The organism is Methylobacterium thuringiense, from assembly GCF_022179645.1.
In the GTDB taxonomy this organism is placed as follows: domain Bacteria; phylum Pseudomonadota; class Alphaproteobacteria; order Rhizobiales; family Beijerinckiaceae; genus Methylobacterium; species Methylobacterium thuringiense.
In genome coordinates this window covers 86005-110355 of the sequence record NZ_BPRA01000002.1, presented here as the reverse complement: position 1 = coordinate 110355, position 24351 = coordinate 86005, and the positions used below count along the sequence as shown (strand labels likewise).

Sequence of the window (24351 nt, the reverse complement as noted above, 5' to 3'; positions counted from 1 at the left end):
CGGTTGTCCGAAAAGCGCACCGGTCCGCCGGCCGTGATCCTGCCGCTGGATCACACCGGGCCTATGTCGGGCGCCTCTTCCGTCGTCACGACGAAATCGACGAGCGCGTTCGGGCCGAAGGTGAGCGTCAACGGCACGTCGGCTGCGTCGCGCCCGTAGGCGATCAGGATCCGGCCGATGCGTGGGCTGTTGTTGCGCGGGTCGAACATCTGCCAGCGGCCGCCGATGAAGACCTCCATCCACGCCGCGAAATCCCCGGGCGCGTGCGGCAACGGCAGGCCGATGTCGCTGACGTAGCCGGTGCAGTAGCGGGCCGGGATGTTGAGGCAGCGGCAAAAGGCGATGGCGAGGTGCGCGTAGTCGCGGCAGACGCCGCGCTGCTCCTCGAAGACTTCGGCGGCGGTGCGCGTCGGCCGCGAATGCTCGTAGCCGAAGGTGATCCGGTTGTGGACGTAGTCGCAGATCGCCTGCACCCGCGACCAGCCGGGCGTCAGATGCCCGAAGAGATCCCAGGCGATGTTCGAGAGCCGGTCCGTCTCGCAATAGCGGCTGCCCAACAGGAACAGCAGCGTATCGGTCGGCAGCATGGAGGCGACGGCTTCGGTCGCGCTCGTGTCCGGCGGCGCGTCGCTCTCGCTGTGATCGCGCACGACCGTGTCGGTCTTCAGCGTCATGCGGCCGGCCGGTGCGACGAGGCGCATGCACCAGTTGCCGAAGCTGTCGCGGTAGCCCTCCAGCGGCACCGCCGGAATCGTCAGCAGATAATCCGGCCGTTCGAGGTCCGAGAACCGCGAGGAATGGACGTTGAGCATCGCAATGACGGTCGTCGGATACTGGAATTCGTAGGTCATCTCACAGCCGACGAGAATACGCATTCGCTCTTTCCAAAAACGAGATTTCGACAATGTCGGTGAGGTTGCATGCAAGCGGCGCACCAGTGCCGATAAAAGCGCGCATTCATGCGAACGCCATCGATCTCACGGCGGACGCCGATCGGCCGACCGGGAGCACAGGCCCACCGGTCGGACCGACGGCCGGGCCTCTTACTTGCGCCCCGAGTTATTTGCGCCCCGAGGCCTTCACGGCATCGCTGACGATGTTTTTCGTCGATGGCGCGGCGGCATTCGTCTTCACGACCGCCTTCTTGGGCTTCTTCGTCTCGCGGCTTCCGCGCTGCTTTTCGCTGGCCATGGTGGTCTCTCCCGAGTGTCCGGTTGACGTGACGATCGAAGCACGGCGAACGAAACGGCCGCCGATCGCTCCGGGGCGGTCGCAGGGCGTTTCCTTCGACGACGGGGCGCAGCAGATCACGACGCAAGGCAGCGGGAAGGCCGTACGGCCGACACCGGAAGCGCGCTGCGACGACGATCAGATCGAGAGGAGGGTCGCCACGCGTCTGCCCGGTTCCTGCAGGCGGGGGCACACGCGGCCCTCAGCCACCGGAGCCTGTGGTGCCCGTCCGGTGATGATCGAGATTGCGCCGCTTCGGCCGCGAAAGATAGTCCTCCCGACGACGCGCCTGCCCGGACCGGAGCGCCGCTGCGCGCAGGCGCTTCCGAGGTAGCGTGCCGCCGTGTAGACGATCCGGCATCGCGTGCGGAGCCCGATCACGATGGCGTACTGGCTGTTCAAGTCCGAGCCCTCCACCTGGTCCTGGGACATGCAGGTCGCGTCCGGGGAGCATGGCACGGAGTGGACCGGGGTGCGCAACCATCTGGCCAAGAACCAGATGCAGGCGATGGAGGTCGGCGAGCGCGGCTTCTTCTACCACTCGAACGAGGGCAAGGCCGTCGTCGGCATCGTGGAAGTGGTCAAGCCGTATCACCCCGACCACACCGACGCGTCGGGCCGGTTCGGCATGGTCGACATCAAGGCGGTGAAGCCGCTGCGAACACCCGTGACCCTCGATGCGATCAAGGCCGTCCCGCGACTGAAGGACATGGTGCTCGTCAACAATTCGCGTCTGTCCGTACAGCCGGTGGCGGAGGCCGAGTGGGTCTTGATCTGCGAGATGGGCGGATTGGCCGACGGCTGACGTCGCACGAACGTGAAACGCGCCGGCTTGCGTTTCGCCGGAATCCGGCGCTGGCCTCCGCGCCACTGACGATCCCGGAGACAATTCCATGGCGCCTCGTGAACCCCTGCTCAAGCCGGTACCCATCTCCGAGCTTCGCCCCACGCAGATGACCGTCGGCTTCCGCGAGGTCGAGGAGAAGCGCAAGCGCTGGCGCGAGCACGACCCGGACAAGCGTGCCGCCTTCCTCGGCTCGCACATGATCCCGGTGCTCCTCGGGCCAAAGAAACGCCACTACGTCATCGACCATCACCATCTCGCCCGCGCGCTGCAGGAGGAGGGGGTGGAGAACGTGGCGGTCACGGTCGTCGCCGACCTGCACGCCCTCGACAAGGACGCCTTCTGGACGGTGGCCGACCACAAGGCCTGGGTTCATCCCTACGACGCGAGCGGCGTCCGCGCCGGCTTCTCCGACGTCCCCAAAACGATCGCGGACCTCGCCGACGATCCGTTCCGCAGCCTCGCCGGCGAGCTGCGGCGCGCGGGCGGCTTCGCCAAGGACACCACGCCGTTCAGCGAGTTCCTCTGGGCGGATTTCCTGCGGCGCCGAATCAAGCGGAAGGCCGTCGATCAGGATTTCACGGCCGCGCTCGAAGAGGCGCTCGGCCTCGCGAAGTCGCTGGATGCCGGGTATCTGCCGGGATGGTGCGGGCCGGTTCCCGGCTGACGCGAACGCCTTACTTCGAAACCGCGGCGCTGCCGGCGATCGAGGCCAGTAGGAACGCGAGCAACGCGTTCCATCCGGCGAGCGAGACGCCCAGAAAGCGCCAGGCCGCCTTGGTGCAGTCCACCGTCTGCTTGAAGGCGAGATCCTTCAGGAAGTCGCCGACATCGGCCGGCCCGGCGCCGGAGCCGCCGCCGCAATCGCTCGGACCGGGCCAGAACCCCCACTCCGCACCGGCATGGTAGACGCCGAGCCCGGCGCCGTAGAGCAGCACCAGGGCGATCAGGCCGAGGATCAGCCGACCGCCACGTCCGGGCACGACGTAGGCGAGCGGCGCCAGCAGGATGGCGAGGTAGTAGGGCACGCGCTCCGTCAGGCAGAGCTTGCACGGGACGTAGCCGAGCCCATGCTCGAAGAAGAGCGCACCGCCGACCGTCAGCGCCGCGCCGACGAGGACGACGAGGGCCGCGTTGCGGGGACGCTGCAGGGTCGCGCGCATCAAAGCATCGCCTTGAACGCGACGAAGCCGAGGATGACGACCGCCGCGAACAAGGCCACGGCGACGTTGAGATGCCGGTCGAGTACGGCGCGGATCGAGACGCCGTAGCGTCCGAGCAGGCCGGCCAGGATGAAGAATCGCGCGCCGCGCGTGATCGCCGAGAGCAGAACGAACCAGAACAGATCGTAATGGGCGAAGCCCGAGGTGATGGTCACGAGCTTGTAGGGGATCGGCGTCAGCCCCTTCAGCAGGATCACCCAGTGCCCGTACTTGGCGTAGGAGGCCTGAAACGTCTCGGCCTTGTCCGCGAGGCCGTAGAGGTTGAACAGCCACTGCCCGACGGAGTCGAACAGCAGAGCACCGATGGCATAGCCGAGGATGCCCCCGAGCACCGAGGCCACCGTAGCGATCGCCGCGTAGAACCAGACCTTCTCCGGCCGGCTCACCGCCATCGGCACCAGCATCGCATCGGGCGGGACGGGAAAGAACGAACTTTCCGCGAACGCCACCGCCGCGAGCGCCCAGGGTGCCGAGGGCTTGGCGGCGAGCGCGAGTATCCACTCGTAGAGGCGGCGGATCATGAAATCTGGTCCGTTCGAGAGAAGCGGGGCCTTTTGAGCACAGCCGGGCCGGAGAGGCGAGGGGCGGACCCGTGCGGCCGGCTACGATCCCCGGCGGGCAGCGATCCCGGGCGTCGCGGCACCGGCCTCTTGCGCCCGGTCCGCTTCGTGCCTCAGAACTCGGCGGACATGATGGCGGGGAGAGGCACGTGAGCGGCAACCGGCTGACGACGCTGATCTTCATCGGCATGCTGCTCGGTATCCTCGTCGGATACGTCTGCAGCATCACCTGGACCGATCCCGAGACCGCCAAGGAGATCGCCGGCTACATCGCCCTGGTGAGCGACATCTTCCTGCGGCTGATCAAGATGATCATCGCGCCGCTGGTGTTCTCGACCCTCGTCGTCGGCATCGCGCATATGGGCGACACCGCCTCCGTCGGCCGCGTCGGCGGCAAGGCGCTGATCTGGTTCCTCGGCGCCTCGCTCTGCTCGCTGATGCTCGGGCTGGTCATGGTCAACCTGCTCCAGCCCGGGCACAGCCTCGATCTGCCGCTGCCCGACGTCCATTCCGGCAACGGGGTCAAGACCGCGTCGCTCTCGCTGAAGGAGTTCGTCACCCACCTCGTGCCCAAGAGCGCCGTGGAAGCGATGGCGAACAACGAGATCCTTCAGATCGTGGTGTTCTCGATCTTCTTCGGGGTGGCACTGGCCGCCATCGGTGAAAAGGGCCGGCCGCTGGCGCAGGGTGTCGAGGCGCTCGCCGAGGTGATGCTCAAGGTCACCGGCTACGTGATGAATTTCGCGCCGTTCGCCGTGTTCGCGGCCATCGCGGCGACGATCACCACGCAGGGCATCGGCGTGCTCGCGACCTACGGTCTGTTCCTCGTCGAGTTCTACCTCAGCCTCGGCGTGCTCTGGTGCGTGCTGCTGTTCGTGGGATTCCTGCTGGTCGGTGCGAGCGGCATCGTGCGGCTGGTCAACCTGATCAAGGAACCCTTCGTGCTCGCCTTCTCGACGGCGTCAAGCGAGGCGGCCTATCCGAAGACCCTGTCGAACCTCGAAAAATTCGGCGTGCCGAACCGCATCACCTCGTTCGTGCTGCCGATGGGCTACTCGTTCAACCTCGACGGCTCGATGATGTACTGCACCTTCGCGGTGCTGTTCATCGCCCAGGCCTACGACATCACCTTGAGCTGGAGCCAGCAGATCACGATGCTGCTTCTGCTGATGGTGACCTCGAAGGGCATGGCCGGCGTGCCGCGGGCCTCCCTCGTCGTGATCTCGGCCACGCTCGCCCATTTCAACATTCCCGAGGCGGGGCTGCTGCTGATCATCGGCATCGACCAGTTCCTGGACATGGGCCGCTCGGCCACCAACGTCCTCGGCAACAGCGTCGCCACCGTCGCCGTCGCGAAGTGGGAGGGCCAGCTCGCGACGACCGACCAGACGCTGGGCCATGCGGTTGCGCCCGCTCCGTCGCCGGCCGAATAATAGCGGATTCTGGCGGCCGGCTCCCAGTCGGCTCAGATCCCGACCGCCACCACGAACAGCGCGGCGACGGCGGCGCCGATCACCGGCCCCGCCACCGGTATCCAGGCATAGCCCCAGTCCGAGCCGCCCTTTCCGGCAACCGGCAGAACGGCATGGGCGATGCGCGGGCCGAGATCGCGGGCGGGGTTGATCGCGTAGCCGGTGGGACCGCCCAGCGAGAGGCCGATACCCCACACCATCACGCCGATGATGTACGGCGCCACGCCCGTCGGGAACGGACCCGCGGCACCCACCGCCTTCGAGACGATCGCGTCGATCACCAGGATCAGCACGAAGGTCGCGATGATCTCCGACAGCAGGTTCGCCTTGGTGTCCCGGATCGCCGGGCCGGTGCAGAAGCAGGCGAGCTTCAGGCGCTTGTCCTCGGTCGCTGCCCAATGCGGCAGGTAATGCAGCCAGACGATCGTGGCGCCGAGGAAGGCGCCGATCATCTGCGCGGGAATGTAAACGCCGAGCTTGCCAAGGTCTCCGGTGGCGACCGCGGCAGCCAGCGTGACCGCCGGGTTGATGTGCCCGTCCGGGCTGCCGGTCGCGGTGGCCACGAAGATCCCGGCGATGGTGCCGAAGCACCAGCTCGCGGTGATGCCGACCCAGCCCATGTTCTCGCCCTTCGACTTCGCCAACAGCGCGCCCGCCACGACGCCGTCGCCGAAGATGATCAGGATCATCGTGCCCAAGAGTTCGCCCAGGAATGGCGAGGTCATCGGTGTCCTCCCTGTCGCGCGGTCTTTTGGTGGTTCGGTGGGGTGCGCATTCCCGGGTCAGAGGTCGTCGTATGGACGGCGGACAGGACTCAATCGGCGTCGGTCTTCCAGTCGAACGAGCGCTTCACCGCCCGTCCCCAGGCCGCATAGATCTTCTTGCGCTGAGCCGTATCCATTTGCGGCTCCCAACGGTGATCGACGCTCCAGTTCCGCTTGAGGTCGTCGAGGTCCCGCCAGTAGCCGGTGGCGAGGCCGGCTGCGTACGCGGCGCCCAGCGCCGTGGTCTCGGTCACCTTCGGGCGCACCACCGGCACGTCGAGGATATCGGCCTGAAACTGCATCAGCGTGTCGTTGGCGACCATGCCGCCATCCGAGCGCAGCTCCTTCACGGCGATCCCGGAATCCGTCTCCATCGCCTCCAGCACCTCCTTGGTCTGGAAGGCAGTTGCCTCCAGCACCGAGCGGGCGATGTGACCCTTATTGATGTAGCGGGTGAGCCCGATGATCAGGCCGCGCGCGGCGTCGTTCCAGTGCGGCGCGTACAGGCCCGAGAAGGCTGGGACGAAGTAGACGCCGCCGTTGTCCTCGACGGTGGCCGCCAGCGTCTCGACCTCTGCGCTCTCCTTGATCATCCCGAGATTGTCGCGCAGCCACTGCACCAGCGACCCGGTGACGGCGATCGAGCCCTCCAGCGCATAGACGGGCTTACCGCCGTCGAGCCGGTAGGCGAGCGTCGTGACGAGGCCGGCTTTGGAGGGCACGGGCGTCTCGCCGGTGTTCATCAGCGCGAAGCAGCCGGTGCCGTAGGTGTTCTTGGCCTCGCCCGGCGTGAAGCAGGTCTGGCCGAACAAAGCCGCCTGCTGGTCGCCCAAAATGCCGGCGATCGGCACGCCCGCGAACGGCGCCTTGGTCTCGCCGTAGAGCTCGCTCGACGAGACGATCTTCGGCAGCATCGCGCGGGGGATTTCGAAGGCCTTCAGCATGCCCTCGTCCCAGTCGAGGGTCTCCAACGACATCAGCTGCGTGCGGCTGGCATTGGTCACATCGGTCAAGTGCAGGCCGCCGTCGACGCCGCCGGTGAGGTTCCAGACCAACCAGCTGTCGATGTTGCCGAACAGGACGTCGCCGGCCTCGGCCTTCTCCCTGGCGCCCTTCACGTTGTCGAGCAGCCAGCGCAGCTTGAGCCCCGAGAAGTAGCTCGCCAGAGGTAGCCCGGTGACGTCGCGAAAACGGTTGGTGCCGCCGTCCTTGGCGAACTCGGCGACGAGGCGGTCGTTGCGGGTGTCCTGCCAGACCAACGCGTTGTGCAGCGGCTCGCCGGTCGTCTTGTCCCAGATCAGCGTGGTCTCGCGCTGGTTGGTGATGCCGATGGCGACGAGATCCTTCGGCTTGAGATCGGCCTTTTCCAGGGCCCTCTTCATGACCTTGCGGGTCTTCTTCCAGATCTCCTTCGGGTCGTGCTCGACCTGGCCCGGACGCGGAAAGAGCTGCTCGTGCTCCTCCTGGGCCACGGACACCACGGTGCCCTTGCGGTCGAACACGATGAAGCGGCTCGAAGTGGTGCCCTGGTCGATCGCACCGACGTAACGGCTCATGGCTCATCCCTCCCTGGGATTTTTTGTGAGTCTTTGGCGCTGCCGATCTTGTGCCGGTCGGCGCCCTCGAGTCGGATCATGCGGCCTTGGCCCTCTTACCGTCGAGATAGGCCTGCAGCCGGGCTTCGCTCTCGGGACTGGTGCGCAGACCGAGCTTCGAGCGGCGCCAGAGGATGTCGTGGGCGGTGACGACCCATTCCCGGTCGCGCAGATAATCGACCTCGCGAGCGGTGAGGCCGCCGTCGAAACCTTCGCCGAGATCGGCGAGCGACTGGGCACCCTTCAGGATGTCGCGCGCCCGGGTGCCGTAGGCCCGCGCGAGACGTCGTGCCGTTTCAGGCGGCACAAACGGCTTCTCGGCCTGTAGGGTGAGCAGGAAAGAATCGAAATCGGCGTCCGGCATATTGCCGCCCGGCAGGATCGCGTCGGCCGTCCAGGCCGGCTTCAAGTCCGAAAAGAACGGCTCGAGTTTTTCGAGGGCGTGCTCGGCGAGACGCCGATAGGTGGTGATCTTGCCGCCGAAGACAGAGAGTACGGGCAGCGCGCCGCCCTGGTCGGAGACGTCGAGCACGTAGTCGCGGGTCACGGCCGAGGCGTTGGCGGCGGCATCGTCGTAGAGCGGGCGCACGCCCGAATAGCTCCAGACCACGTCCCCCGGCCCGATACTCTTCGTAAATGACCGGTTGATGCAGTCGCAGAGGTAACTGGTTTCCTCGTCGGAGATCGTCACGGCACCGGGTTCGTTCTCGTACGGGACGTCCGTGGTGCCGATCAGCGTGAAGTCGCGCTCGTAGGGAATCGCGAAGACGATGCGCTGGTCGGGCTGCTGCAGGATGTAGGCCTGCTCGCCCTCGAACAGGCGCTTCACCACGATGTGGCTGCCCTTGATCAGGCGCACGGCCGAGCGGCTGTTGATGCCGAGCGTCTCGCCGAGCGTCTCGCTGACCCAGGGGCCGGCGGCATTGACGACCGCCTTGGCGCGCACCGTCTCCGATGTGCCCGTCCGCTCGTCGCGCAGGCTCGCGACCCAGGCCCCGTCCTCGCGGCGGGCGGAGGCGACGCCGGTGCGGGTGCGGATCTCGGCGCCGCGCGCCTGTGCATCCATGGCGTTGAGCACGACGAGCCGGCTGTCCTCGACCCAGCAGTCCGAATAGACGAAGCCCTTGGTCAGCCGCTGCTGCAGCGGCGCACCCATCGGCGATGTTCGCAAGCGAACCGAAGCCGAACCCGGCAGCGTGCGCAGTCGTGCGAGATGATCGTAGAGAAAAAGGCCGACGCGCAGCATCCAGGCCGGCCGCAAGCCCTCGTCGTGCGGCAGCACGAAGCGCAGCGGCCAGATGATGTGCGGCGCGAGCTTGAGAAGCCGCTCACGCTCGGCCAGCGCCTCGCGGACGAGCCGGAACTCGTAATATTCGAGATAACGCAGGCCGCCGTGGATCAGCTTGGTGCTGGACGACGAGGTGAATTCGGCGAGATCGCCTCGCTCGCAGAGCAGGACCTTGAGACCGCGACCAGCGGCATCGCGCGCGATGCCGGCACCGTTGATGCCGCCGCCGATGACGAGCAGATCGTAGACAGGCTGCACGGTGGACTCCGTCGCGACATGGGATTCGATCGGACTTTCCCAAGCAGCATAACCGAAGCGCACCATCCGAGGCGGAATCGGTGCGGACCTGCACATCCGTTCCGTTCAAATCTGCTGACACTGGAACCAGCAGCCGACTGCCAAGTTTACGCAGCAATCGAACGGTCAAGCTCCACCCGAGGGTGGACGAACACTCAGGCAGACACGCCATGCGCAAGGGTTTCACTGTTTTCGCCGCCCTCGTCGCCACCTCCCTCGTCGCGACGCCGATGGTGATCGGCGCGACCCAAGCCTTCGCCACGGCCGATCCGGCGGACATCGTCACGCAGGCCGTCGCCGTCGCACCGGTCGAGGTCGCACCGGTGGCCACTGCAGCCGGACCCGAGACCTGCGCGAAAAAAGTCCGCGTGGTCTACAGCGGCTATGCCCCGACCGCTGCCGGTTGCCTCACGGCGGCCCGCTGATCAGAGCCCGAAGCGCGCCCAGGCGGCGCGCTCCTCGATCGCCGCGATCCAGGCATCGGGAATGCCGGCCGCCGTGCTGCCCGGGCCGGCCCGGCGCAGCAGGCGGGCAATGATCGACCCCTTGGCTTCGGCGACGAGCCTGAGTTCGACCTTCTCGCCGAAACGCGCCCGCATGGTGCCGCGCAGGTCGCCGACGGCATCGACGAGCCCGATCGCCAGCGCCTGACGCCCACTCCACACGGCGCCCGTGAACAAGTTCTGGCCCACTGGCAGTTTCGGGCGGCGCTCGGTGACGAGGCCCGTGAACAGATCCTGGATGTCGGCCTGGATCGCCTTCAGGCGCTCGACGTCGGCGGGGTCCTCGGGTCGGAACGGATCGAGCATCGCCTTCGCTTCGCCCTGTGTGTGGACGCGCCGCTCGACGCCGATGCGCTCGATCAGCTTGTCGAAGCCGAAGCCAGCCGAGACCACGCCGATCGAGCCGACGAGCGAGGCCGGATCGGCGACGATCTCGTCGGCGGCGCAGGCGATCATGTAGCCGCCGCTCGCGGCGGCATCCTCCACGAAGGCGAAGACCGGCAGCGTCTTCTCGGCGGCCAGCGCGCGGATGCGCCGATAGATCAGATGCGACTGCGCTGCGGAGCCGCCCGGCGAGTTGATGATCAACGCCACCGCGCAGATGCGCGGCATGGAAAAGGCGCGTTCCAGGCTCGTCGCCAAGCTGCCGATCGAGAGTCCCGGCCGCAACGGCGACACCGCCCCGATCGCCCCGTTCAGCCGCAGCACGGCGACGCGTGGCGGCGTCTGACGCCAACGCGCAGGAAGAAACCGGCGCAGGCCGTCGGTGATCGCGGTGGTGCTCGGCATCGTCGCTGGCGTCCGGGAAGCGGGCTGGGGGCGTCCTGCGTAAAGCGCATGGCGCGATCACGCTATCGCGAACCGTCACCGACGAACCGTTTCGGCCTCAGCGTCGTTTCCCTGACCCGCCACCGCGATCCGTCCTCGCGGCCGGGTTGCGTATGATGGGCGGAGGGAAGCGGGAGGAGTTCACGCGGATGCGTATGTTTCGGTGGATGATCGTGGCGTTTGCGATGCTTGGCGGCGCAGTCGGAATCTCGGCTGCTGCCCATGCGGCGCCGCTGCCGGCGACGGAGATCGTCGGCGGCAGCGTCGAAGGCGCGACGGTGTCGAAAGCCTATTACTACGGACGGCGCGGCTTCTACGGCGGCCGGCGCTTCGGTTACGGACGGCCGTTCTATCGCCGCCCGTTCTATGGCTATCGCCGGCCCTACTATCGCCGTCCGTTCTACGGCTATCGCCGGCCCTATTACGGTCGTCGGTTCTTCTACTGATCGACAGCCCGGGCCGGCCCCGGCCGCTCCGGGTCGAGCCATCTTTCGAATGTGGAGGGCGCCCTTGTCGGCGCCCTCCTTTTTTTTATGAAGGTCCGTGCCCATCGGTCATTTCCGTGATCGGCGGCCGGCCTCACGGCATGAACCGATCGAGATCCGGCAGCAGCACTCTGCTCGCGAACGATTTCAGCAAGTCTATTTCGTTTCGACGGTACTTGCGGCCAATTCTGCGCCTCGTGCACGCCGACTACGTGGTCCAACCCCATCGAAATAAGAATTCGCACAAATCGACGATTTTCATTGAGTGTTGTTTGTGAATCATATGCGCGTGTCGAGTCGCGATCCGTCCACGCGCCACGACCGTGCACACGGGGCGGCAAACTCAACGGAGGAAGCGAGGCGACATGCGTGCCTTACGTTTGATGATTCTGATCATCGGTTTGCTCGGAGGCGCGATCGGCCTCAGTGCGACCGTCCACGCGGCGCCGGTGCCGATCTCCGCAATCGTCGCCGAAACCAGCCCGTCTCCAAGCGTCGACAAGGCCTATTATTATTTCGTTCGCCGCAGGTACTACCGGCCGCGCTATTATCGTCCGCGCTACTACTATCGCCCGCGTTATTATCGGCGCCACTACTACCGGCCGCGGTACTACCGTCGGCGGTTTTTCTTTTGAGTTCGAAGACGACGAAAGGAGCGCTTTTCGAGCGCTCCTTCTCATGACGGAGGCGGCTCACCCCGATGCATCGCATCGGCCTCGGCAGTGAACCGGCCGGAGGCGTCCTGCAGAATCATCGGGGCCAGCAGCGAGAACGGCCCCCTGCTACCTTTCACGGCACTGATCAGCACCCGGATCGCCGGGCGTTCGGCGCTGGCGTGAACGGGGCGGACCGTGATGCCCCCGAACCGGTTGCGCAAGCCGTCGAGGCAGATCGGCAGGCAGTCGGCCCGATGGATCAGGCCGAGGCGGCCGCCGGGCCGCAGCAGATCGGCACACGTGCGCAGCCAACAGTCCAGGCCATCGCCGACGAAGGTATGGGCGGAGGCTCTGGCCGCGATCGGGGAGGGGCGGTGGCTCGTCGGCTCGAAGAAGGGTGGGTTCGTCACCAGGATATCGGCGAGATCCGAGGTAAGGCCCGCCGCGCGCCGACGTGCTCCCGGCGCCAGCACGTCGGCTTCGACCACCTCGACGCGGTCCGCGAAACCGTTCGCACGAACGTTCTCGCGCGCCAGTTCCGCGACCGCATCGTCTCGTTCGACCAGCACAACGCGGCAAGACGGATACAGGCTCGCATAGGCGAGGCCGATGGCACCGGTGCCCGCTCCGAGGTCGCAGACCACATCGTCCGGCCCCGGCTCGAACAGGCGGGCCAGCAGCACCGCGTCGGTCCCCGCGCGATGTCCGCCACGCGGCTGCTGGCGCAGGCGCAGACGGCCGCCGAGCCAGAGGTCCGGCTCAGCGGGCTCCGGCATCGCGAAGTTCCGCGGCGAGCCCCGCATCGGTGAGGATGCGCCGCGCCTGCCGGCCGAGATCGTCGGGGACGAGCAGACGGCGCCCGAAAGCGCCGATCGAGCCCTCCATCAGGCTCATGTGCTCGTCGGCGACGAGAACGGGGATGTCGGCCCCTTCGAGCAGCGAACGCGCGAATCCGATCAGGACGATGTCGTTGGTGCGGATCAGCTCGATCACGGGCGCGCGGCCATCCCTGAGGTTCCAACCTGCTCTAACACCCCGTCAGCCGCCGCGCACGGTCGTCCCAGCCAGCCATGCGACGGCGCGCGTGTTGCGAGGCAGCACGTCGCGTGCGAAGGGGTCGCTTTCCTCCGGGCGCGGGCTCGAACCGCGCGGACATGCTGGCAGGCAGGTGCGCATTGGGCGTCGTCGTTTCCCTCGATGAGAGCCGCTCCGATCCGGAAAGCTCCCTGAACGATCTCTTGGCCCTGGTTGCCGGGGGGATGGAGCGGGTCAACGCGACGATCCTGTCGCGGACCGGCTCGGCCGTCACCATGATCCCCGAGGTGGCGCAGCACCTGATCGCCTCCGGAGGCAAGCGCCTGCGGCCGATCCTGACCCTCGCGAGCGCCGACCTCTGCGGCTACGGCAGCGACGACGGCGCCGTGAAGCTCGCGGCCAGCGTCGAGTTCATGCACACGGCGACACTGCTGCACGACGATGTCGTGGACGAGAGCGACATGCGGCGCGGTCGCGTCGCCGCCCGCATCAAGTGGGGCAACGAGGCGAGCGTCCTCGTCGGCGACTTCCTGCTGGGGCAGGCCTTCCGGATGATGGTGGAGGTCGGGTCGCTCCGAGCCCTCGACATCCTGTCCGCGGCCGCCACGGTGATCGCCGAAGGCGAGGTGATGCAGCTCACCGCCGCCAAGAACACCGAGACCTCGGAGGACGAGTACCTTGCCGTGATCCGCGCCAAGACCGCCGAGCTCTTCGCTGCGGCCTGCGAAGTCGGCCCAGTGCTGGCCGAGCGTCCGCGGGCGGAGCAGGCCGCCTGCCGATCCTACGGAATGAATCTCGGCATCGCCTTCCAGCTCGTCGACGACGTGCTCGATTACGGAGGCACCAGCGCCAGCCTCGGCAAGAACGTCGGCGACGATTTTCGCGAGGGCAAGATCACCCTTCCGATCGTGCTCGCCTTCCGCCGCGGCACGGACGAGGAGCGCGCTTTTTGGCGACGCACGCTGCAGGATGGCCAGCTCGAAGACGGCGACCTCGAGACGGCCCTCACCATCCTGCGCCGCCACCGCGCGTTGGAGGACACCACCGAGCGCGCACGCCACTACGGCGCCATGGCCCGCGACGCGCTGGCGCTGTTTCCCAACGGTCCGATGAAGTCGGCGCTGCTGCAGGTCGTGGATTTCTGCATCGCCCGGGCGCACTGACCCGCCCTCTAATCCGAGCATCGGCCTTGCCGAGGGCTGCCGGCCTGTTCTCGGGCCGGTGCCCTAGAGCGGGCTGCGAAAAAGTGGCACCGGTTTTTCGCAGCCTACTCTAAACCTTTGAATCGATCACGTTTTCTGCGTTTTGATCGATTCGATCAAAACGCAGCGTGATCTAGCTCAGCGTCGTCGGCTCGACCCACCAGCCGGGCCGAAGGGCGTGGATCGCCTCCGCAGCGCGCGCGGCCGCACCATCGTCCGAAAAGATCGCGAACACCGTGGCACCCGAGCCCGACATCCGCGCGAGGCGGCAGCCCGGCTGATCGCGCAGGGCACCGAGCGCGTCGCCGATCACCGGCGCCACGGTGAGGGCAGGGGCTTCCAGGTCGTTGCGGGCCGGCGCGATCGCGGCGAGGACCGCGTCGGCATCGAGATTGCTCCAGACCGCCGGATGCCCAGCCCCCGGCAGCGTTTGACCGACTGCCAGTCCGAGCGCCTTGAACACCGGCGCGGTCGTCACCGGCACGCCGGGATTGATCAGCAGCGCCGGAAGCGGGGCAAGTCCGAGGACAGGCCCGATCTCTTCGCCGGCCCCACACATCATCCGCGCCCGCGGATCGAGGCAGACCGGCACGTCGGCGCCGGCCGAACGGGCGGCTGCGACGATCGCGGGATGATCGAGGGGCAGATCGTTGAGCTGCGCCAGCAGCCGCAGGGCAGCCGCCGCATCGGACGAGCCACCGCCAATCCCGGCGGCCACGGGAAGGCGTTTTTCGAGCCTGAACGCACCGACCCGCAACGACGACACGCGTGCGGCGAGGTCGCGAGCCGCACGCAGCACGAGGTTGTCGTCGGTCGGCCCGACGGTGCCCGCCGTCGGGCCGAACACGTCGAGGCCCAGGGCTTCGCCCGGCTCCAGCGTCAGCGTGTCGCCGATGCCGGCGAAGGCGACGAGGCTTTCGAGCGCGTGATAGCCGTCACCCGGCCGCCGTCCGAGGACGTGGAGGGTCAGGTTGATCTTGGCCGGAGCGAGGGTGGTGAGCGTTGTCACTGATCTTTACTGCAGCGTCTCGCGATGAAGCGCGGCCATAGGCGACCGCGGTCGAGGCTGCAAGCAGATGGCCAAACGCGGACCTAACCGCCCGGCTTCTTGTCCGCCGCGCCCGGAGGCTCGCTCGGCGCCGGCGCGCCCTTGGGGAGCTCCGGGTTCTCGGCGTTGTGCGGCGCGGCCACGGGGGCCGGCGTGGGCTCGGCCGGGGCGGGCGGGTTCTCGGCGGTCACGGCCGGCTTGTCCGGGTCCGGAAGGCCGTCCTTGAGCTTGGCGTTGATCTTGGCGAGGTCGTCTGGCTCGGGGTTCAGGTCCTTGGCGTGCTGCCACTGGAACTTGCCCTCGAGGCGGCGGCCGGTACGCCAGTAGGCGTCGCCGAGGTGGTCGTTGATGGTCGGGTCGCCGGGCTTGAGCTCGACGGCCTTCTCCAGCTCCCGCACCGCGTCGTCCCAGCGGCCGAGGCGGAAATAAGCCCAGCCGAGGCTGTCGATGATCATGCCGTCGCGCGGCGACAGCTCAACGGCCTGCTTCAGCATCTTGAAGCTGTCGTCGATGTTCATGTTCCGGTCGACCCAGGAATAGGCGAGGTAGTTCAGCACCTGGGCGCGGGCATTCGGCTGCGTCGGCGAGATCAGCCCGAGGGCCTTCTTGAGGTCGGCCTCGGCCTTCTGCCATTCGCCGGCGCGCTCGTAGGCGGTGCCACGGAAGTAGAACAGCGACCAGTAGCCGGCTTCCTGCTCGGGCGTGATCAGCTTGATTGCGCGGCTGTAGGTCTCGGCGGCCTCGGCGAACTTCTTGCGCGAGCGCTGGACGTTGCCGAGTGCCGAGATCACCTCGACGTTGTCGGGATGCGCCTTCTGGACGGCGTCGAGGTGCTGGATCGCCTCGTCGCCCTTGCCCATCTGCTCGAGATTGAGGCCGATCTGGATGTCGGCATTGAGCTTCAGCGGCGAAGAGGCGGGGATCTGCGCGTAGGCCTCGTTGGAGCGTTCGGCCTGCTTCATGCGGTCGAGGGCGTCGGCCAGCGTCAGGCGGGCGACGCCGTGCTCGGGATTGAGGTAGAGGGCGAGGCGCAGATAGACCACGGCCGGCAACTCGTCGCCCTGAGTCGAGCCGGCGGCGCCGAGTCCGTACAGCACCTCGGAGGCGCCGTCCTGAGCGGAGCCGACCAGCTGGGCGAGGGGCTTGCCGGCCTTCAGCTTGTCGAGGGCGTCGGTGACGATCGGGTGACGCGGCAGCACCTTGTCGAAGTCGGTATAGGCCTGGATCGCAAGATCGGTGCGCCCCTGGGCGGCCTCGAAGCGGGCATACCCATCCACGATGCGCAGCGTGTTGTGGTCGGCGTCATAGGCGGCCTTGAGGCGACGCTCCGCCTCGGCCTTGTCGCCGACGAGGTTGGCGATCAAGCCGGCATGGTAATCGCGGAACACGTTGAAGTAGCGCTCGCCGCGCAGCTTGTTCACGGTGTCGAGGGCGCGCTTGCCGTCGTTGGCGCCGGCATAGGCCCAGGCGGTGAGCAGCGTCGCCGTGAGGTCCGCGGCAGCACCCTTGCCGCTGCGGCCGAAGCTCTGGCGCGCAGCGGCGTACTGACCGGCCTTGAGCTGGCGTACGCCGAGCGAGAGCTGCGCGAGCCCGCTCGCGCCGTCGCGGGTCGAAAGACGTTCTGCCGCACGAAAGGCGTCGGTCATCGAGCCGTCTGCGAGCAACGACACGAAGGCGCGCTCCAACAGCTCGGCGTTGCGCGGATCGCCCTTCACTGCCTCGCGATAGTAGTTCGCGGCGGCCGTCGTGTCCTTCGAGGCGCCGGCGATGTAGGCGGAGAGAAAATTGCCTTCGAGGGACTCGGCCGGCTCGTATTCGGAGAGCGGCGCGGATTCACGCGGCTGCGCGGCGAGCGCCGGGAGGCCGAGCGTCACCGAGGAGGCAAGGAGAAGGGCGAGCGCCGGAAGGGTCCGGCAGCGGGCGGCATTTCCGTTCATGGTCACCAGTCACGGCTCCTTCGCGTCCGGCAAAACGGCCGGCGCCGATGTGGCGGGGGACACTAATCCCTTCCGCCATCTCCGCAAGCCATGCGCGAACGGCGAAAGGATGGCGCGGCAGGCACCGCGCCAATCACGATCCCGCGCCTCTCATGTCCGCAGCCGAAAGCTTCGGCTCCTGCGGTCATCGCCCGTCGGCAAGCGCGACTGCGCGCCGCCGCCCGTGCAGCGGACAGCCCTTCGGGCGTCAGCCGTAAGCGCGGCTGGCATCAGAGATTCGTATAGTTCGGCCCGCCCGGCCCCTCCGGCGTCTCCCAGTTGATGTTCTGGTTCGGATCCTTGATGTCGCAGGTCTTGCAGTGGACGCAGTTCTGGGCGTTGATCTGGAAGCGCACGCCGTCGCTGGCGGTGGCATCCTGCACCCATTCGTAGACGCCGGCCGGGCAGTAGCAGCCGGAGGGGCCGCCGAACACGTCGTGTTCGGAGGTCTTCTGCAGGGCCATGTCCTTGACCTTGAGATGGACCGGCTGGTCCTCCTCGTGGTTGGTGTTGGACAGGTACACCGATGAGAGCCGATCGAAGGTGATCTTGCCGTCCGGCTTCGGGTACTTGATTGGCTCGACCTCGGAGATGGGCTTGAGGCAGGCATAGTCCGGCCTGCCGTGCTTCAGCGTGCCGAAAACCGAAGCGTTCAGTAGCGAGTTGGTCCAGAGGTCGAGGCCGCCGAGACCGACGCCGATCATGGTGCCGTAGCGCGACCAGAGCGGCTTCATGTTGCGCACCGGCTTGAGGTCGCGGCCGATCTCGCTGTCGCGCCAGCCCTGGTCGTAGACCGAAAGTTCGTCGCCCTGGCGGCCGGCCTGGAGCGCGGCGGCGATGGCCTCCGCCGCCTGGATGCCGGAATGGATCGCGTTGTGCGAGCCCTTGATGCGCGGCACGTTCACGAAGCCGGCTGAATCGCCGACGAGGCAGCCGCCGGGGAACACGAGCTTCGGCACCGACTGCCAGCCGCCCTCCATGATCGCGCGGGCGCCGTAGCCGATGCGCTTGGCGCCCTCGAACACGTCGCGGATCATCGGGTGCGTCTTGAAGCGCTGGAATTCCTCGAACGGCGAGAGCGTCGGGTTCTCGTAGTTCAGGTGCGTGACGAAGCCGACCGAGAGCAGGTTGTCGTCGAAATGGTAGAGCCAGGAGCCGCCGCCGGCCTTGTTCGGCAGCGGCCAGCCCATGGTGTGCTGCACCAGTCCCGGCTCGAACTTGTCATCTTTGAGCTGCCAGAGTTCCTTGACGCCGAGGCCGTATTTCTGGTGGTCGCTGTCCTTGTTGAGCTTGAACCGGTCGATCAAGGTCTTGGTGAGCGAGCCGCGTGCGCCCTCGCCGAACACGACGTACTTGCCCTTCAGCTCCATGCCTCGGGTGAAGTCGTCACGCGGCTCGCCGCCGCGCGCGATGCCGAGATCGCCGGTGGCGACGCCCGTGACGACGCCCTTGTCGTCGTACAGCACCTCCGAGGCCGGGAAGCCCGGATAGATCTCGACGCCGAGCGCCTCGGCCTGGGCCCCGAGATACTTCGTCATGTTCGAGAGCGAGCCGACGAAGTTGCCGTGGTTCGACATCATCTTCGGGAAGAACGCGTTCGGCATCTTGAGGCCGCTGCCGGCCGTCAGGAACATGAACTCGTCGCGCTGGACGGCGGTCTTCAGGGGGCGCTCGGGATCGTCGCGCCACTCGGGCAGCAGCTTGTCGAGACCGGACGGGTCGACAACGGCGCCGGACAGGATGTGCGCGCCGACCTCGGAGCCCTTCTCGACGACGACGACGTTGATCTCCTCGCCCTTCTCGGCGGAGATCTGCTTAAGGCGGATCGCGGTCGCGAGGCCGGCCGGCCCTGCGCCGACGACCACGACGTCGAAGTCCATGCCCTCGCGTTCCGGCAACGCCATCCTGTTTCCTCCAAGGCCTCGTTAAGCGCCCGCAAGCCTTGCCGGCTGTGCCGGGGGGCAGGCGCGTATGCTCAAGATGTCTCTCAACCCATTCCAAACTAGGAACGCAAGTCGCCTCTGGTAGAAGACACATCCCCGCCGTGACCGCGGGTAGCGATGAAACCTCCCGATGGACGAGCGCGAGAAGCCGTTGTCCACAGCCGCGAACCGCGCCACATCAGACCCATGACGTTCACCGGCCCGGGCCATGACGACCTGATCGCGCTCCTCGACTTCCACGTGGAATCGGGGGTGGACATCGCGCTGGACGAAGCGCCGCACGACCGTTTTGCGGAGGTGGATGCGCCGCCGCCGATCCGCGAGACGCCGATCGCGCTACGCCGCGAGGCCCCTGTGGATGACGGGCCCGCGCCTCGGCGCGAACCGCTGCGCGGCCACGAACCGCCACCCGAGCCGAAGCCGGCGGCTCCCCGGACCTTCGGCGGGTCGGCCTCCGCCAAGCCCGAGGAAGCCGCGGTCGACGCGCGGGCGAAGGCGGCGGTGACGGGCTCGCTGGAGGAACTGGAAGCGCTGCTGCGCGACTTCGAAGGTTGCGGCTTGCGCTTCACCGCGAAGAACCTCGTGTTCGCCGACGGCAATCCGGCGGCGCGGGTGATGTTCGTGGGCGAGGCGCCGGGCGCCGACGAGGATCGCATCGGCAAGCCGTTCATGGGGCGGTCCGGCCAGCTTCTCGACCGGATGATGGCCGCGATCGGCCTCGACCGATCGAGCGCCTACATCGCCAACATCGTGCCGTGGCGCCCGCCGGGGAACCGTAACCCGACGCCGCAGGAGGTCGCGATCTGCCGGCCCTTCGTCGAGCGGCAGATTGCGCTGGCCGATCCGGAAATCCTGGTCTGCCTCGGCGCACCCTCGACGCAGACGCTGACGGGTACGAAGGACGGCATCCTGAAAGCGCGCGGCCGCTTCTATCCCTACCGCCTGCCGGACGGGCGCGAGATCCGGGCGCTGGCGACGTTGCACCCGGCCTACCTGCTGCGGCAGCCGGTGCAGAAACGGTTGGCCTGGCGTGATTTCCGGGCGTTGAAGGCGGCGCTCGACGGGGTGAAGTGATACGCTGCCGGCCTTGAAGCGGAACCGTACTTTTCCGCCGATCATTCTGTAGGGCAGACGCCGGCCTCGCCCCGGCGCAGGTACGGGACGAGACGACGATGCGTTGGGAAGATTTCCGCAGTTCGGACAACGTCGAGGATCGCCGTGGCGAAGGCGGCGGCGGCGGCATGGGCTTTCCCGGCGGCGGGGCCGGCGGCCTCGGCATCGGCACCATCGTGATCCTGTGCATCATCGGATGGGTCACGGGCATCAACCCGGCCGTCCTGATCGGCGGCTATTCGCAGGTCACCGGCGGCGGTGGCGGCCAGCGCGAGGAGCGGGCCGACCCGGATACGCAGGCGAAGCGCCGGCAGGCCCCCACGGACCAATCCGGAAAGTTCGCCGCCGCAATCCTCGGCAACACCGAGGACGTCTGGAAAGAGGTCCTGCCGAACCAGACGGGCAAGCAGTACACCACCACGACCATGGTGCTCTACCAGGGCGGCACCCGCTCGGGCTGCGGCGATGCGCGCGCGGCGATGGGGCCGTTCTACTGCCCGCTCGACAAGAAGGTCTATCTCGACACGGGCTTCTTCAAGGAGATGGAGCAGAAGTTCAAGGTGAAGGGTGACTTCGCCTATGCCTACGTCATCGCCCACGAGGTCGGCCACCACGTCCAGGACGTGCTCGGCATCCTCGGGAAGGTCCAGGGCCGACAGCAGGCCGCGGGCGGCAACACGCCGGAGGCGAACAAGCTCTCCGTGCGCGTCGAGCTGATGGCCGATTGCCTCGCCGGCGTCTGGGCCAAGAACTCGAACGACAAGTGGAACGCTCTCGAACCGGGCGACATCCAGGAAGCCATGAACGCCGCCAGCGCCATCGGCGACGACAAGCTGCAGGAGCAGGCCCAGGGCTACGCCGTGCCCGACTCGTTCACGCACGGCTCGTCGGAGCAGCGGATGCGCTGGTTCATGACGGGCTACAAGAGTGGGCAGACGAAGAGTTGCGATACGTTCCGGGCGGCGCGGGGGTGAGGGTCTTTCTCCCAAATCGGGGGAAGAGGAGGGCTGTCGGTCACTCCACCCGCGCCCAACCCTGCGGCATCAGCCGTTCCTGAGGCCTGAACCGCGCCTTGTAATCCATCTTCCGCGAACCCTCGACCCAGTAGCCGAGATAGAGATACGGCAGGCCCATCTCCTGCGCCCGGCGGATATGGTCGAGGATCATGAAAGTGCCGAGGGATCGCGCGGCCTCGTCCGGGTCGTAGAACGAATAGACCATCGACAGGCCGTCTGAGAGCACGTCGGTCAGGCAGACGGCGACCGGGCCGCCACGGCCGCGGCCGTTGATGGCGGTATCAGGGCCGCGGCGCTTGTAGACCACGAGATGCGTGTCGACGTGGCTGTCCTCGATCATCATCGCGTAATCGAGCACGGTCATGTCGACCATGCCGCCGTCGCCGTGGCGGGCGTCGAGGTAGCGGCGAAACAGGGCGTATTGCTCGGAGGCCGGGCGGTTCGATTCCGGTGTGCCGATCAGGTCGGCGTTGCGCTGCAGGATGCGCTTCTGGCTGCCGGTCGGCTGGAAGGCGTCCACGATCACCCGCACGGAGATGCAGGCGCGGCAGGTCTCGCAGGCCGGGCGGTAGGCGATGGTCTGCGAACGACGGAAGCCGCCCTGCGTCAGGATCTCGTTCAGATCGCGCGCACGGCGCCCGACGAGATGCGTGAACACCTTCCGCTCCTCCTGCCCCTCGAGATAGGGGCAGGGCGAGGGGGCCGTGAGGTAGAATTGCGGTGTGTCGCGCGGATGACTCGTCACGCCGATCGATGCCTGGGTCAGCCGGAGCAGGCGCCGGTGCCGCCCTCGTCCAAGTGTAGCGCCATCCCCGTGTCGCTCAATGGACTTCGTGACGCGCCGCGCAACTTTGGGCCAGCAAAATCCGGGCCTCGCTCAGCCCCGCACCACCGCGAGCCCGAGGATGACGTCATGGCCGAGGCGGCGGTCGGGCCGCAGCAAGCCGAACACGACGTCGACGCACCAGAGCAGGAACGTCGAGATCGCCACGTAGAACAGCAGCGCGTGGATCGCCGCCGTCAGCATGTCGACGCGCGTGCCGCTCTCCGGCGCCACCACACGCAGGCCGAGCATCCGCATGCCCCAGGTGCTCTGTCTGGCTCCGCCGACGGTGATCGCGCTGTAGATGATGCCGCTCGCCGGAAGGACTGCGAAGAGCGTCCAGCCGAAGCCGAAGGTCAGCACGCCGATCACTGCGATGGCCGTGGCGAGGATCGCCGTGAACAGAAAAATGAAGGCGATGTCGAACAGGTAGGCGACGCAGCGCCCGCCGAGGCTCGCCCGGACGTAGGGGACCGGCGGCAACGCGCCGGGATAGCCGGCGGTGTCGTAGCGTTCCGCGTAACCGGGCTGAGGATTCGACATGGCCAGGGCTCCCGGGAGGAAGAATGGTGCCGTCATGACATGGGAACCGCCTCGGGCGGTGCCAAGACTTGAGCGGTGCCAAGAGTAGGCGGTGCCAAGAGTAGGCCGGTGCCAAGGGTAGAATCAGTCAGCGCCCGCCGGGATCGGCGGAAGCCGCCTCCGGCGTGTCGAGATAATAGTGCCGGAGCAGATAGACCGAGGCACCGTTGACCGGACCCGACTCGGTCGTGATCGCCTCGAGGCTCGATCCCGGACCGAAGCTGCAGACGATCCAGCGCGCCTTGGCAGCCGCACCGGGGCTGCCGGCCGTGCGGTAGTCGACACGGACGCTGTCCGGCCCCGGACCGGTGCCGATACGCATCAGCGAAACCGTCGACCCGTCCGGCGCGATGGCCGGCACGGCACGGCGGCAGACCGTCGCCCGGCGCTCGTCGAGGCTGTTGCCGCAGGCTGCGAGGGCCGAGAGCAGGGCGACGGCGACAGCCGTTCGCAGCACCCCCATCCGATCCCTACGCACCGGCGCGCAGGCGCTCCGCCACGCGCACGGCATAGTAGGTCAGTACGCCGTCGGCACCGGCGCGCTTGAAGGCGAGGAGGCTCTCGGTCATGGCGCGCTCGCCGTCGAGCCAGCCGTTGCGGGCGGCCGCCTCGATCATCGCGTACTCGCCGGACACCTGATAGGCGAAGGTCGGCACGCCGAACTCGTCCTTCACCCGGCGGATGATGTCGAGATAGGGCATGCCCGGCTTCACCATGACGGAATCCGCCCCCTCGGCGAGGTCGAGGGCGACTTCGCGCAGCGCCTCGAGGCCGTTGCCCGGATCCATCTGGTAGGTGCGCTTGTCGCCGACCAGCGCCGCCTTGGTGCCGATGGCATCGCGGAACGGGCCATAGAAGGCGCTCGCATATTTCGCGGCGTAGGCCATGATCTGGACGTCGCGATAGCCGGCCCGGTCGAGGCCGGTGCGGATCGCGCCGACACGGCCGTCCATCATGTCGGAGGGCGCGATGATGTCGGTGCCGGCCTCCGCCTGGATCAGGCTCTGTTCGACCAGCAGCGCCACGGTCTCGTCGTTCAGGATGGCGCCGTCCTGGATCAGGCCGTCATGCCCGTGGCTGGTATAGGGGTCGAGCGCCACGTCGGTCATGATACCGATCTCGGGCACCGCCTTCTTTACAGCCCGCACCGCACGGCAGACGAGGTTTTCGCAATTCAGGGCTTCCGAGCCCGTCGGATCCCGAAGCGCCGGGTCGGTGTAGGGAAACAGCGAGATCGCGGGGATGCCGAGGCGGGCGGCCATCTCGGCGTCGCGCACGACCTCGTCGACGCTGCGGCGCTCGACGCCCGGCATGGATGCAATCGGCTCGCGCCGGCCCTGGCCCTCGATCACGAAGAGCGGCCAGATCAGGTCGTCGACGCCGAGCGTATGCTCGCGCACGAGCCGGCGCGACCAGTCGGCCTTGCGGTTGCGGCGCGGGCGCTGGGTGAGGCTCAGCGCGCTCGCACCGGGCGCCGCCTCGCGGGCGGTCTCGACGGCGAGCGGACGCGGTTCGTTCGACATCGGGAAACGGCTCCGGAGACGGGCTCGACGCTTGCGGGCGCTGTGCGTGGACGAGCGCCCTAGCACATCCGGAATCCCTCTAAAAACCGCGGTCCGATCATTTCGGCGTTTCGAAGCCGCGCCGGCGCGTTCGTGTGGGGACGATCGCAAGCTGGCCGTGGTGATGTCTCTGCCCATCCGGTATCACGCCGAGCGGGCTTTAGGGCCGAGGTTCACCTTGACGCAGTGGGGCCCCGTCCCCTATAGGCTCGCGCCTTCCACTGGACTCCGCTGGACTTCATCGAATTCACGCGCGGGTTTTTCGGGTCGACGGTCCAGGCCGCTCTTCTCGTAAAACCAACCGGC

The 24351-nt window shown here is 67.4% G+C and carries 26 protein-coding genes; 9 read left to right on the top strand and 17 right to left on the bottom strand.

Annotated elements, in window-relative coordinates; genetic code table 11:
* Positions 1–50: 50 nt before the first annotated feature.
* Entirely contained in the window at positions 51–875 is an 825-nt protein-coding gene (locus tag MFF07_RS02535) for a transglutaminase-like domain-containing protein (RefSeq protein WP_147818090.1), read from the bottom strand.
* Between the two features lie 184 nt (positions 876–1059).
* On the bottom strand, positions 1060–1191 hold the full coding sequence (locus tag MFF07_RS22470) for a hypothetical protein (RefSeq protein WP_281407173.1): 132 nt from the start codon (positions 1189–1191) through the stop codon (positions 1060–1062).
* A 421-nt stretch (positions 1192–1612) separates the two neighbouring features.
* Between MFF07_RS22470 and MFF07_RS02530 the strand changes: the two genes are divergently transcribed.
* On the top strand, positions 1613–2035 hold the full coding sequence (locus tag MFF07_RS02530) for an EVE domain-containing protein (RefSeq protein ID WP_147818103.1): 423 nt from the start codon (positions 1613–1615) through the stop codon (positions 2033–2035).
* Positions 2036–2123: 88 nt separating this feature from the next.
* On the top strand, positions 2124–2741 hold the full coding sequence (locus MFF07_RS02525) for a ParB-like protein (protein WP_147818089.1): 618 nt from the start codon (positions 2124–2126) through the stop codon (positions 2739–2741).
* 10 nt (positions 2742–2751) lie between these two features.
* On the opposite strand, the gene MFF07_RS02520 is transcribed toward MFF07_RS02525, so the two are convergent.
* Both MFF07_RS02520 and MFF07_RS02515 read right to left on the bottom strand, forming a co-directional pair.
* Positions 2752–3237, bottom strand: coding sequence for a disulfide bond formation protein B (locus MFF07_RS02520; protein ID WP_147818088.1), 486 nt, complete (start codon positions 3235–3237; stop codon positions 2752–2754).
* Entirely contained in the window at positions 3237–3818 is a 582-nt protein-coding gene (locus MFF07_RS02515) for a YqaA family protein (RefSeq protein ID WP_147818087.1), read from the bottom strand. Before MFF07_RS02515 ends, MFF07_RS02520 begins: the two co-directional genes overlap by 1 nt.
* 188 nt (positions 3819–4006) lie before the next feature.
* Here MFF07_RS02515 and MFF07_RS02510 point away from each other — a divergent pair, with 188 nt between their 5' ends.
* Positions 4007–5290 (top strand): dicarboxylate/amino acid:cation symporter, encoded by a 1284-nt coding sequence (locus MFF07_RS02510; RefSeq protein ID WP_147818086.1) that lies wholly within the window; start codon positions 4007–4009, stop codon positions 5288–5290.
* A 32-nt stretch (positions 5291–5322) separates the two neighbouring features.
* Here the strand turns inward: MFF07_RS02510 and MFF07_RS02505 are convergent, their stop codons facing one another.
* From MFF07_RS02505 to glpD, 3 genes are all read right to left on the bottom strand, one after another.
* Positions 5323–6054, bottom strand: coding sequence for an MIP/aquaporin family protein (locus MFF07_RS02505; RefSeq protein WP_147818085.1), 732 nt, complete (start codon positions 6052–6054; stop codon positions 5323–5325).
* An 89-nt stretch (positions 6055–6143) separates the two neighbouring features.
* On the bottom strand, positions 6144–7649 hold the full coding sequence (gene glpK / locus MFF07_RS02500) for a glycerol kinase GlpK (protein WP_147818084.1): 1506 nt from the start codon (positions 7647–7649) through the stop codon (positions 6144–6146).
* 76 nt (positions 7650–7725) lie between these two features.
* Positions 7726–9234, bottom strand: a complete 1509-nt coding sequence (gene glpD, locus MFF07_RS02495; RefSeq protein ID WP_147818083.1) for a glycerol-3-phosphate dehydrogenase — start codon at positions 9232–9234, stop codon at positions 7726–7728.
* A 209-nt stretch (positions 9235–9443) separates the two neighbouring features.
* On the opposite strand from glpD, the gene MFF07_RS02490 reads away from it, so the two are divergent.
* Positions 9444–9698: a hypothetical protein gene (locus tag MFF07_RS02490; protein WP_147818082.1), complete on the top strand. Its 255-nt coding sequence runs from the start codon at positions 9444–9446 to the stop codon at positions 9696–9698.
* On the opposite strand, the gene MFF07_RS02485 is transcribed toward MFF07_RS02490, so the two are convergent.
* Positions 9699–10565, bottom strand: coding sequence for a S49 family peptidase (locus tag MFF07_RS02485; protein WP_147818081.1), 867 nt, complete (start codon positions 10563–10565; stop codon positions 9699–9701).
* A 188-nt stretch (positions 10566–10753) separates the two neighbouring features.
* Here MFF07_RS02485 and MFF07_RS02480 point away from each other — a divergent pair, with 188 nt between their 5' ends.
* Together MFF07_RS02480 and MFF07_RS02475 are read left to right on the top strand one after the other, a co-directional pair.
* A complete protein-coding gene (locus MFF07_RS02480) occupies positions 10754–11050 on the top strand; it encodes a hypothetical protein (protein WP_187272583.1) in 297 nt (98 codons plus the stop codon).
* A gap of 404 nt (positions 11051–11454) precedes the next feature.
* Positions 11455–11724, top strand: a complete 270-nt coding sequence (locus MFF07_RS02475; RefSeq protein ID WP_238230600.1) for a hypothetical protein — start codon at positions 11455–11457, stop codon at positions 11722–11724.
* A gap of 41 nt (positions 11725–11765) precedes the next feature.
* On the opposite strand, the gene MFF07_RS02470 is transcribed toward MFF07_RS02475, so the two are convergent.
* Together MFF07_RS02470 and MFF07_RS02465 are read right to left on the bottom strand one after the other, a co-directional pair.
* Positions 11766–12521 (bottom strand): tRNA1(Val) (adenine(37)-N6)-methyltransferase, encoded by a 756-nt coding sequence (locus MFF07_RS02470; protein ID WP_147818079.1) that lies wholly within the window; start codon positions 12519–12521, stop codon positions 11766–11768.
* Positions 12505–12738, bottom strand: coding sequence for a putative signal transducing protein (locus MFF07_RS02465; RefSeq protein WP_147818078.1), 234 nt, complete (start codon positions 12736–12738; stop codon positions 12505–12507). The genes MFF07_RS02470 and MFF07_RS02465 overlap by 17 nt, the downstream gene beginning before the upstream one ends.
* A 182-nt stretch (positions 12739–12920) precedes the next feature.
* On the opposite strand from MFF07_RS02465, the gene MFF07_RS02460 reads away from it, so the two are divergent.
* Positions 12921–13943: a polyprenyl synthetase family protein gene (locus tag MFF07_RS02460; protein ID WP_238230672.1), complete on the top strand. Its 1023-nt coding sequence runs from the start codon at positions 12921–12923 to the stop codon at positions 13941–13943.
* A gap of 172 nt (positions 13944–14115) precedes the next feature.
* Here MFF07_RS02460 and MFF07_RS02455 read toward each other — a convergent pair whose 3' ends face one another.
* From MFF07_RS02455 to MFF07_RS02445, 3 genes are all read right to left on the bottom strand, one after another.
* Positions 14116–14991, bottom strand: coding sequence for a 4-(cytidine 5'-diphospho)-2-C-methyl-D-erythritol kinase (locus tag MFF07_RS02455; protein ID WP_147818076.1), 876 nt, complete (start codon positions 14989–14991; stop codon positions 14116–14118).
* Positions 14992–15074: 83 nt separating this feature from the next.
* Complete coding sequence (locus MFF07_RS02450; protein ID WP_238230670.1) at positions 15075–16967, bottom strand: tetratricopeptide repeat protein; 1893 nt, start codon at positions 16965–16967, stop codon at positions 15075–15077.
* A gap of 269 nt (positions 16968–17236) precedes the next feature.
* Positions 17237–18910 (bottom strand): electron transfer flavoprotein-ubiquinone oxidoreductase, encoded by a 1674-nt coding sequence (locus MFF07_RS02445; RefSeq protein WP_147818306.1) that lies wholly within the window; start codon positions 18908–18910, stop codon positions 17237–17239.
* A 225-nt stretch (positions 18911–19135) separates the two neighbouring features.
* Here MFF07_RS02445 and MFF07_RS02440 point away from each other — a divergent pair, with 225 nt between their 5' ends.
* Together MFF07_RS02440 and ypfJ are read left to right on the top strand one after the other, a co-directional pair.
* A complete protein-coding gene (locus MFF07_RS02440) occupies positions 19136–20023 on the top strand; it encodes a uracil-DNA glycosylase (RefSeq protein ID WP_147818305.1) in 888 nt (295 codons plus the stop codon).
* Positions 20024–20121: 98 nt separating this feature from the next.
* Positions 20122–21036, top strand: coding sequence for a KPN_02809 family neutral zinc metallopeptidase (ypfJ, locus tag MFF07_RS02435; protein ID WP_147818304.1), 915 nt, complete (start codon positions 20122–20124; stop codon positions 21034–21036).
* Between the two features lie 40 nt (positions 21037–21076).
* On the opposite strand, the gene MFF07_RS02430 is transcribed toward ypfJ, so the two are convergent.
* The 4 genes from MFF07_RS02430 to hemB form a co-directional block, all read right to left on the bottom strand.
* Positions 21077–21823 (bottom strand): arginyltransferase, encoded by a 747-nt coding sequence (locus tag MFF07_RS02430; protein ID WP_147818303.1) that lies wholly within the window; start codon positions 21821–21823, stop codon positions 21077–21079.
* A gap of 132 nt (positions 21824–21955) precedes the next feature.
* Positions 21956–22444, bottom strand: a complete 489-nt coding sequence (locus tag MFF07_RS02425; protein ID WP_147818302.1) for an RDD family protein — start codon at positions 22442–22444, stop codon at positions 21956–21958.
* 127 nt (positions 22445–22571) lie between these two features.
* Positions 22572–22946, bottom strand: a complete 375-nt coding sequence (locus MFF07_RS02420) for a hypothetical protein (RefSeq protein ID WP_147818301.1) — start codon at positions 22944–22946, stop codon at positions 22572–22574.
* Positions 22947–22953: 7 nt separating this feature from the next.
* Entirely contained in the window at positions 22954–24006 is a 1053-nt protein-coding gene (hemB, locus tag MFF07_RS02415; protein WP_147818300.1) for a porphobilinogen synthase, read from the bottom strand.
* Positions 24007–24351 lie beyond the last annotated feature (345 nt).

Coding starts and splice junctions, on each gene's coding strand:
- MFF07_RS02535 (WP_147818090.1), bottom strand. CDS start 875: ATGCGTATTCTCGTCGGCTGTGAGATGACCTACGAATTCCAGTATCCG.
- MFF07_RS22470 (WP_281407173.1), bottom strand. CDS start 1,191: ATGGCCAGCGAAAAGCAGCGCGGAAGCCGCGAGACGAAGAAGCCCAAG.
- MFF07_RS02530 (WP_147818103.1), top strand. CDS start 1,613: ATGGCGTACTGGCTGTTCAAGTCCGAGCCCTCCACCTGGTCCTGGGAC.
- MFF07_RS02525 (WP_147818089.1), top strand. CDS start 2,124: ATGGCGCCTCGTGAACCCCTGCTCAAGCCGGTACCCATCTCCGAGCTT.
- MFF07_RS02520 (WP_147818088.1), bottom strand. CDS start 3,237: ATGCGCGCGACCCTGCAGCGTCCCCGCAACGCGGCCCTCGTCGTCCTC.
- MFF07_RS02515 (WP_147818087.1), bottom strand. CDS start 3,818: ATGATCCGCCGCCTCTACGAGTGGATACTCGCGCTCGCCGCCAAGCCC.
- MFF07_RS02505 (WP_147818085.1), bottom strand. CDS start 6,054: ATGACCTCGCCATTCCTGGGCGAACTCTTGGGCACGATGATCCTGATC.
- glpK (WP_147818084.1), bottom strand. CDS start 7,649: ATGAGCCGTTACGTCGGTGCGATCGACCAGGGCACCACTTCGAGCCGC.
- MFF07_RS02490 (WP_147818082.1), top strand. CDS start 9,444: ATGCGCAAGGGTTTCACTGTTTTCGCCGCCCTCGTCGCCACCTCCCTC.
- MFF07_RS02485 (WP_147818081.1), bottom strand. CDS start 10,565: ATGCCGAGCACCACCGCGATCACCGACGGCCTGCGCCGGTTTCTTCCT.
- MFF07_RS02480 (WP_187272583.1), top strand. CDS start 10,754: ATGCGTATGTTTCGGTGGATGATCGTGGCGTTTGCGATGCTTGGCGGC.
- MFF07_RS02475 (WP_238230600.1), top strand. CDS start 11,455: ATGCGTGCCTTACGTTTGATGATTCTGATCATCGGTTTGCTCGGAGGC.
- MFF07_RS02470 (WP_147818079.1), bottom strand. CDS start 12,521: ATGCCGGAGCCCGCTGAGCCGGACCTCTGGCTCGGCGGCCGTCTGCGC.
- MFF07_RS02450 (WP_238230670.1), bottom strand. CDS start 16,967: ATGAACGGAAATGCCGCCCGCTGCCGGACCCTTCCGGCGCTCGCCCTT.
- MFF07_RS02445 (WP_147818306.1), bottom strand. CDS start 18,910: ATGGCGTTGCCGGAACGCGAGGGCATGGACTTCGACGTCGTGGTCGTC.
- MFF07_RS02440 (WP_147818305.1), top strand. CDS start 19,136: ATGACGTTCACCGGCCCGGGCCATGACGACCTGATCGCGCTCCTCGAC.
- ypfJ (WP_147818304.1), top strand. CDS start 20,122: ATGCGTTGGGAAGATTTCCGCAGTTCGGACAACGTCGAGGATCGCCGT.
- MFF07_RS02425 (WP_147818302.1), bottom strand. CDS start 22,444: ATGTCGAATCCTCAGCCCGGTTACGCGGAACGCTACGACACCGCCGGC.
- MFF07_RS02420 (WP_147818301.1), bottom strand. CDS start 22,946: ATGGGGGTGCTGCGAACGGCTGTCGCCGTCGCCCTGCTCTCGGCCCTC.
- hemB (WP_147818300.1), bottom strand. CDS start 24,006: ATGTCGAACGAACCGCGTCCGCTCGCCGTCGAGACCGCCCGCGAGGCG.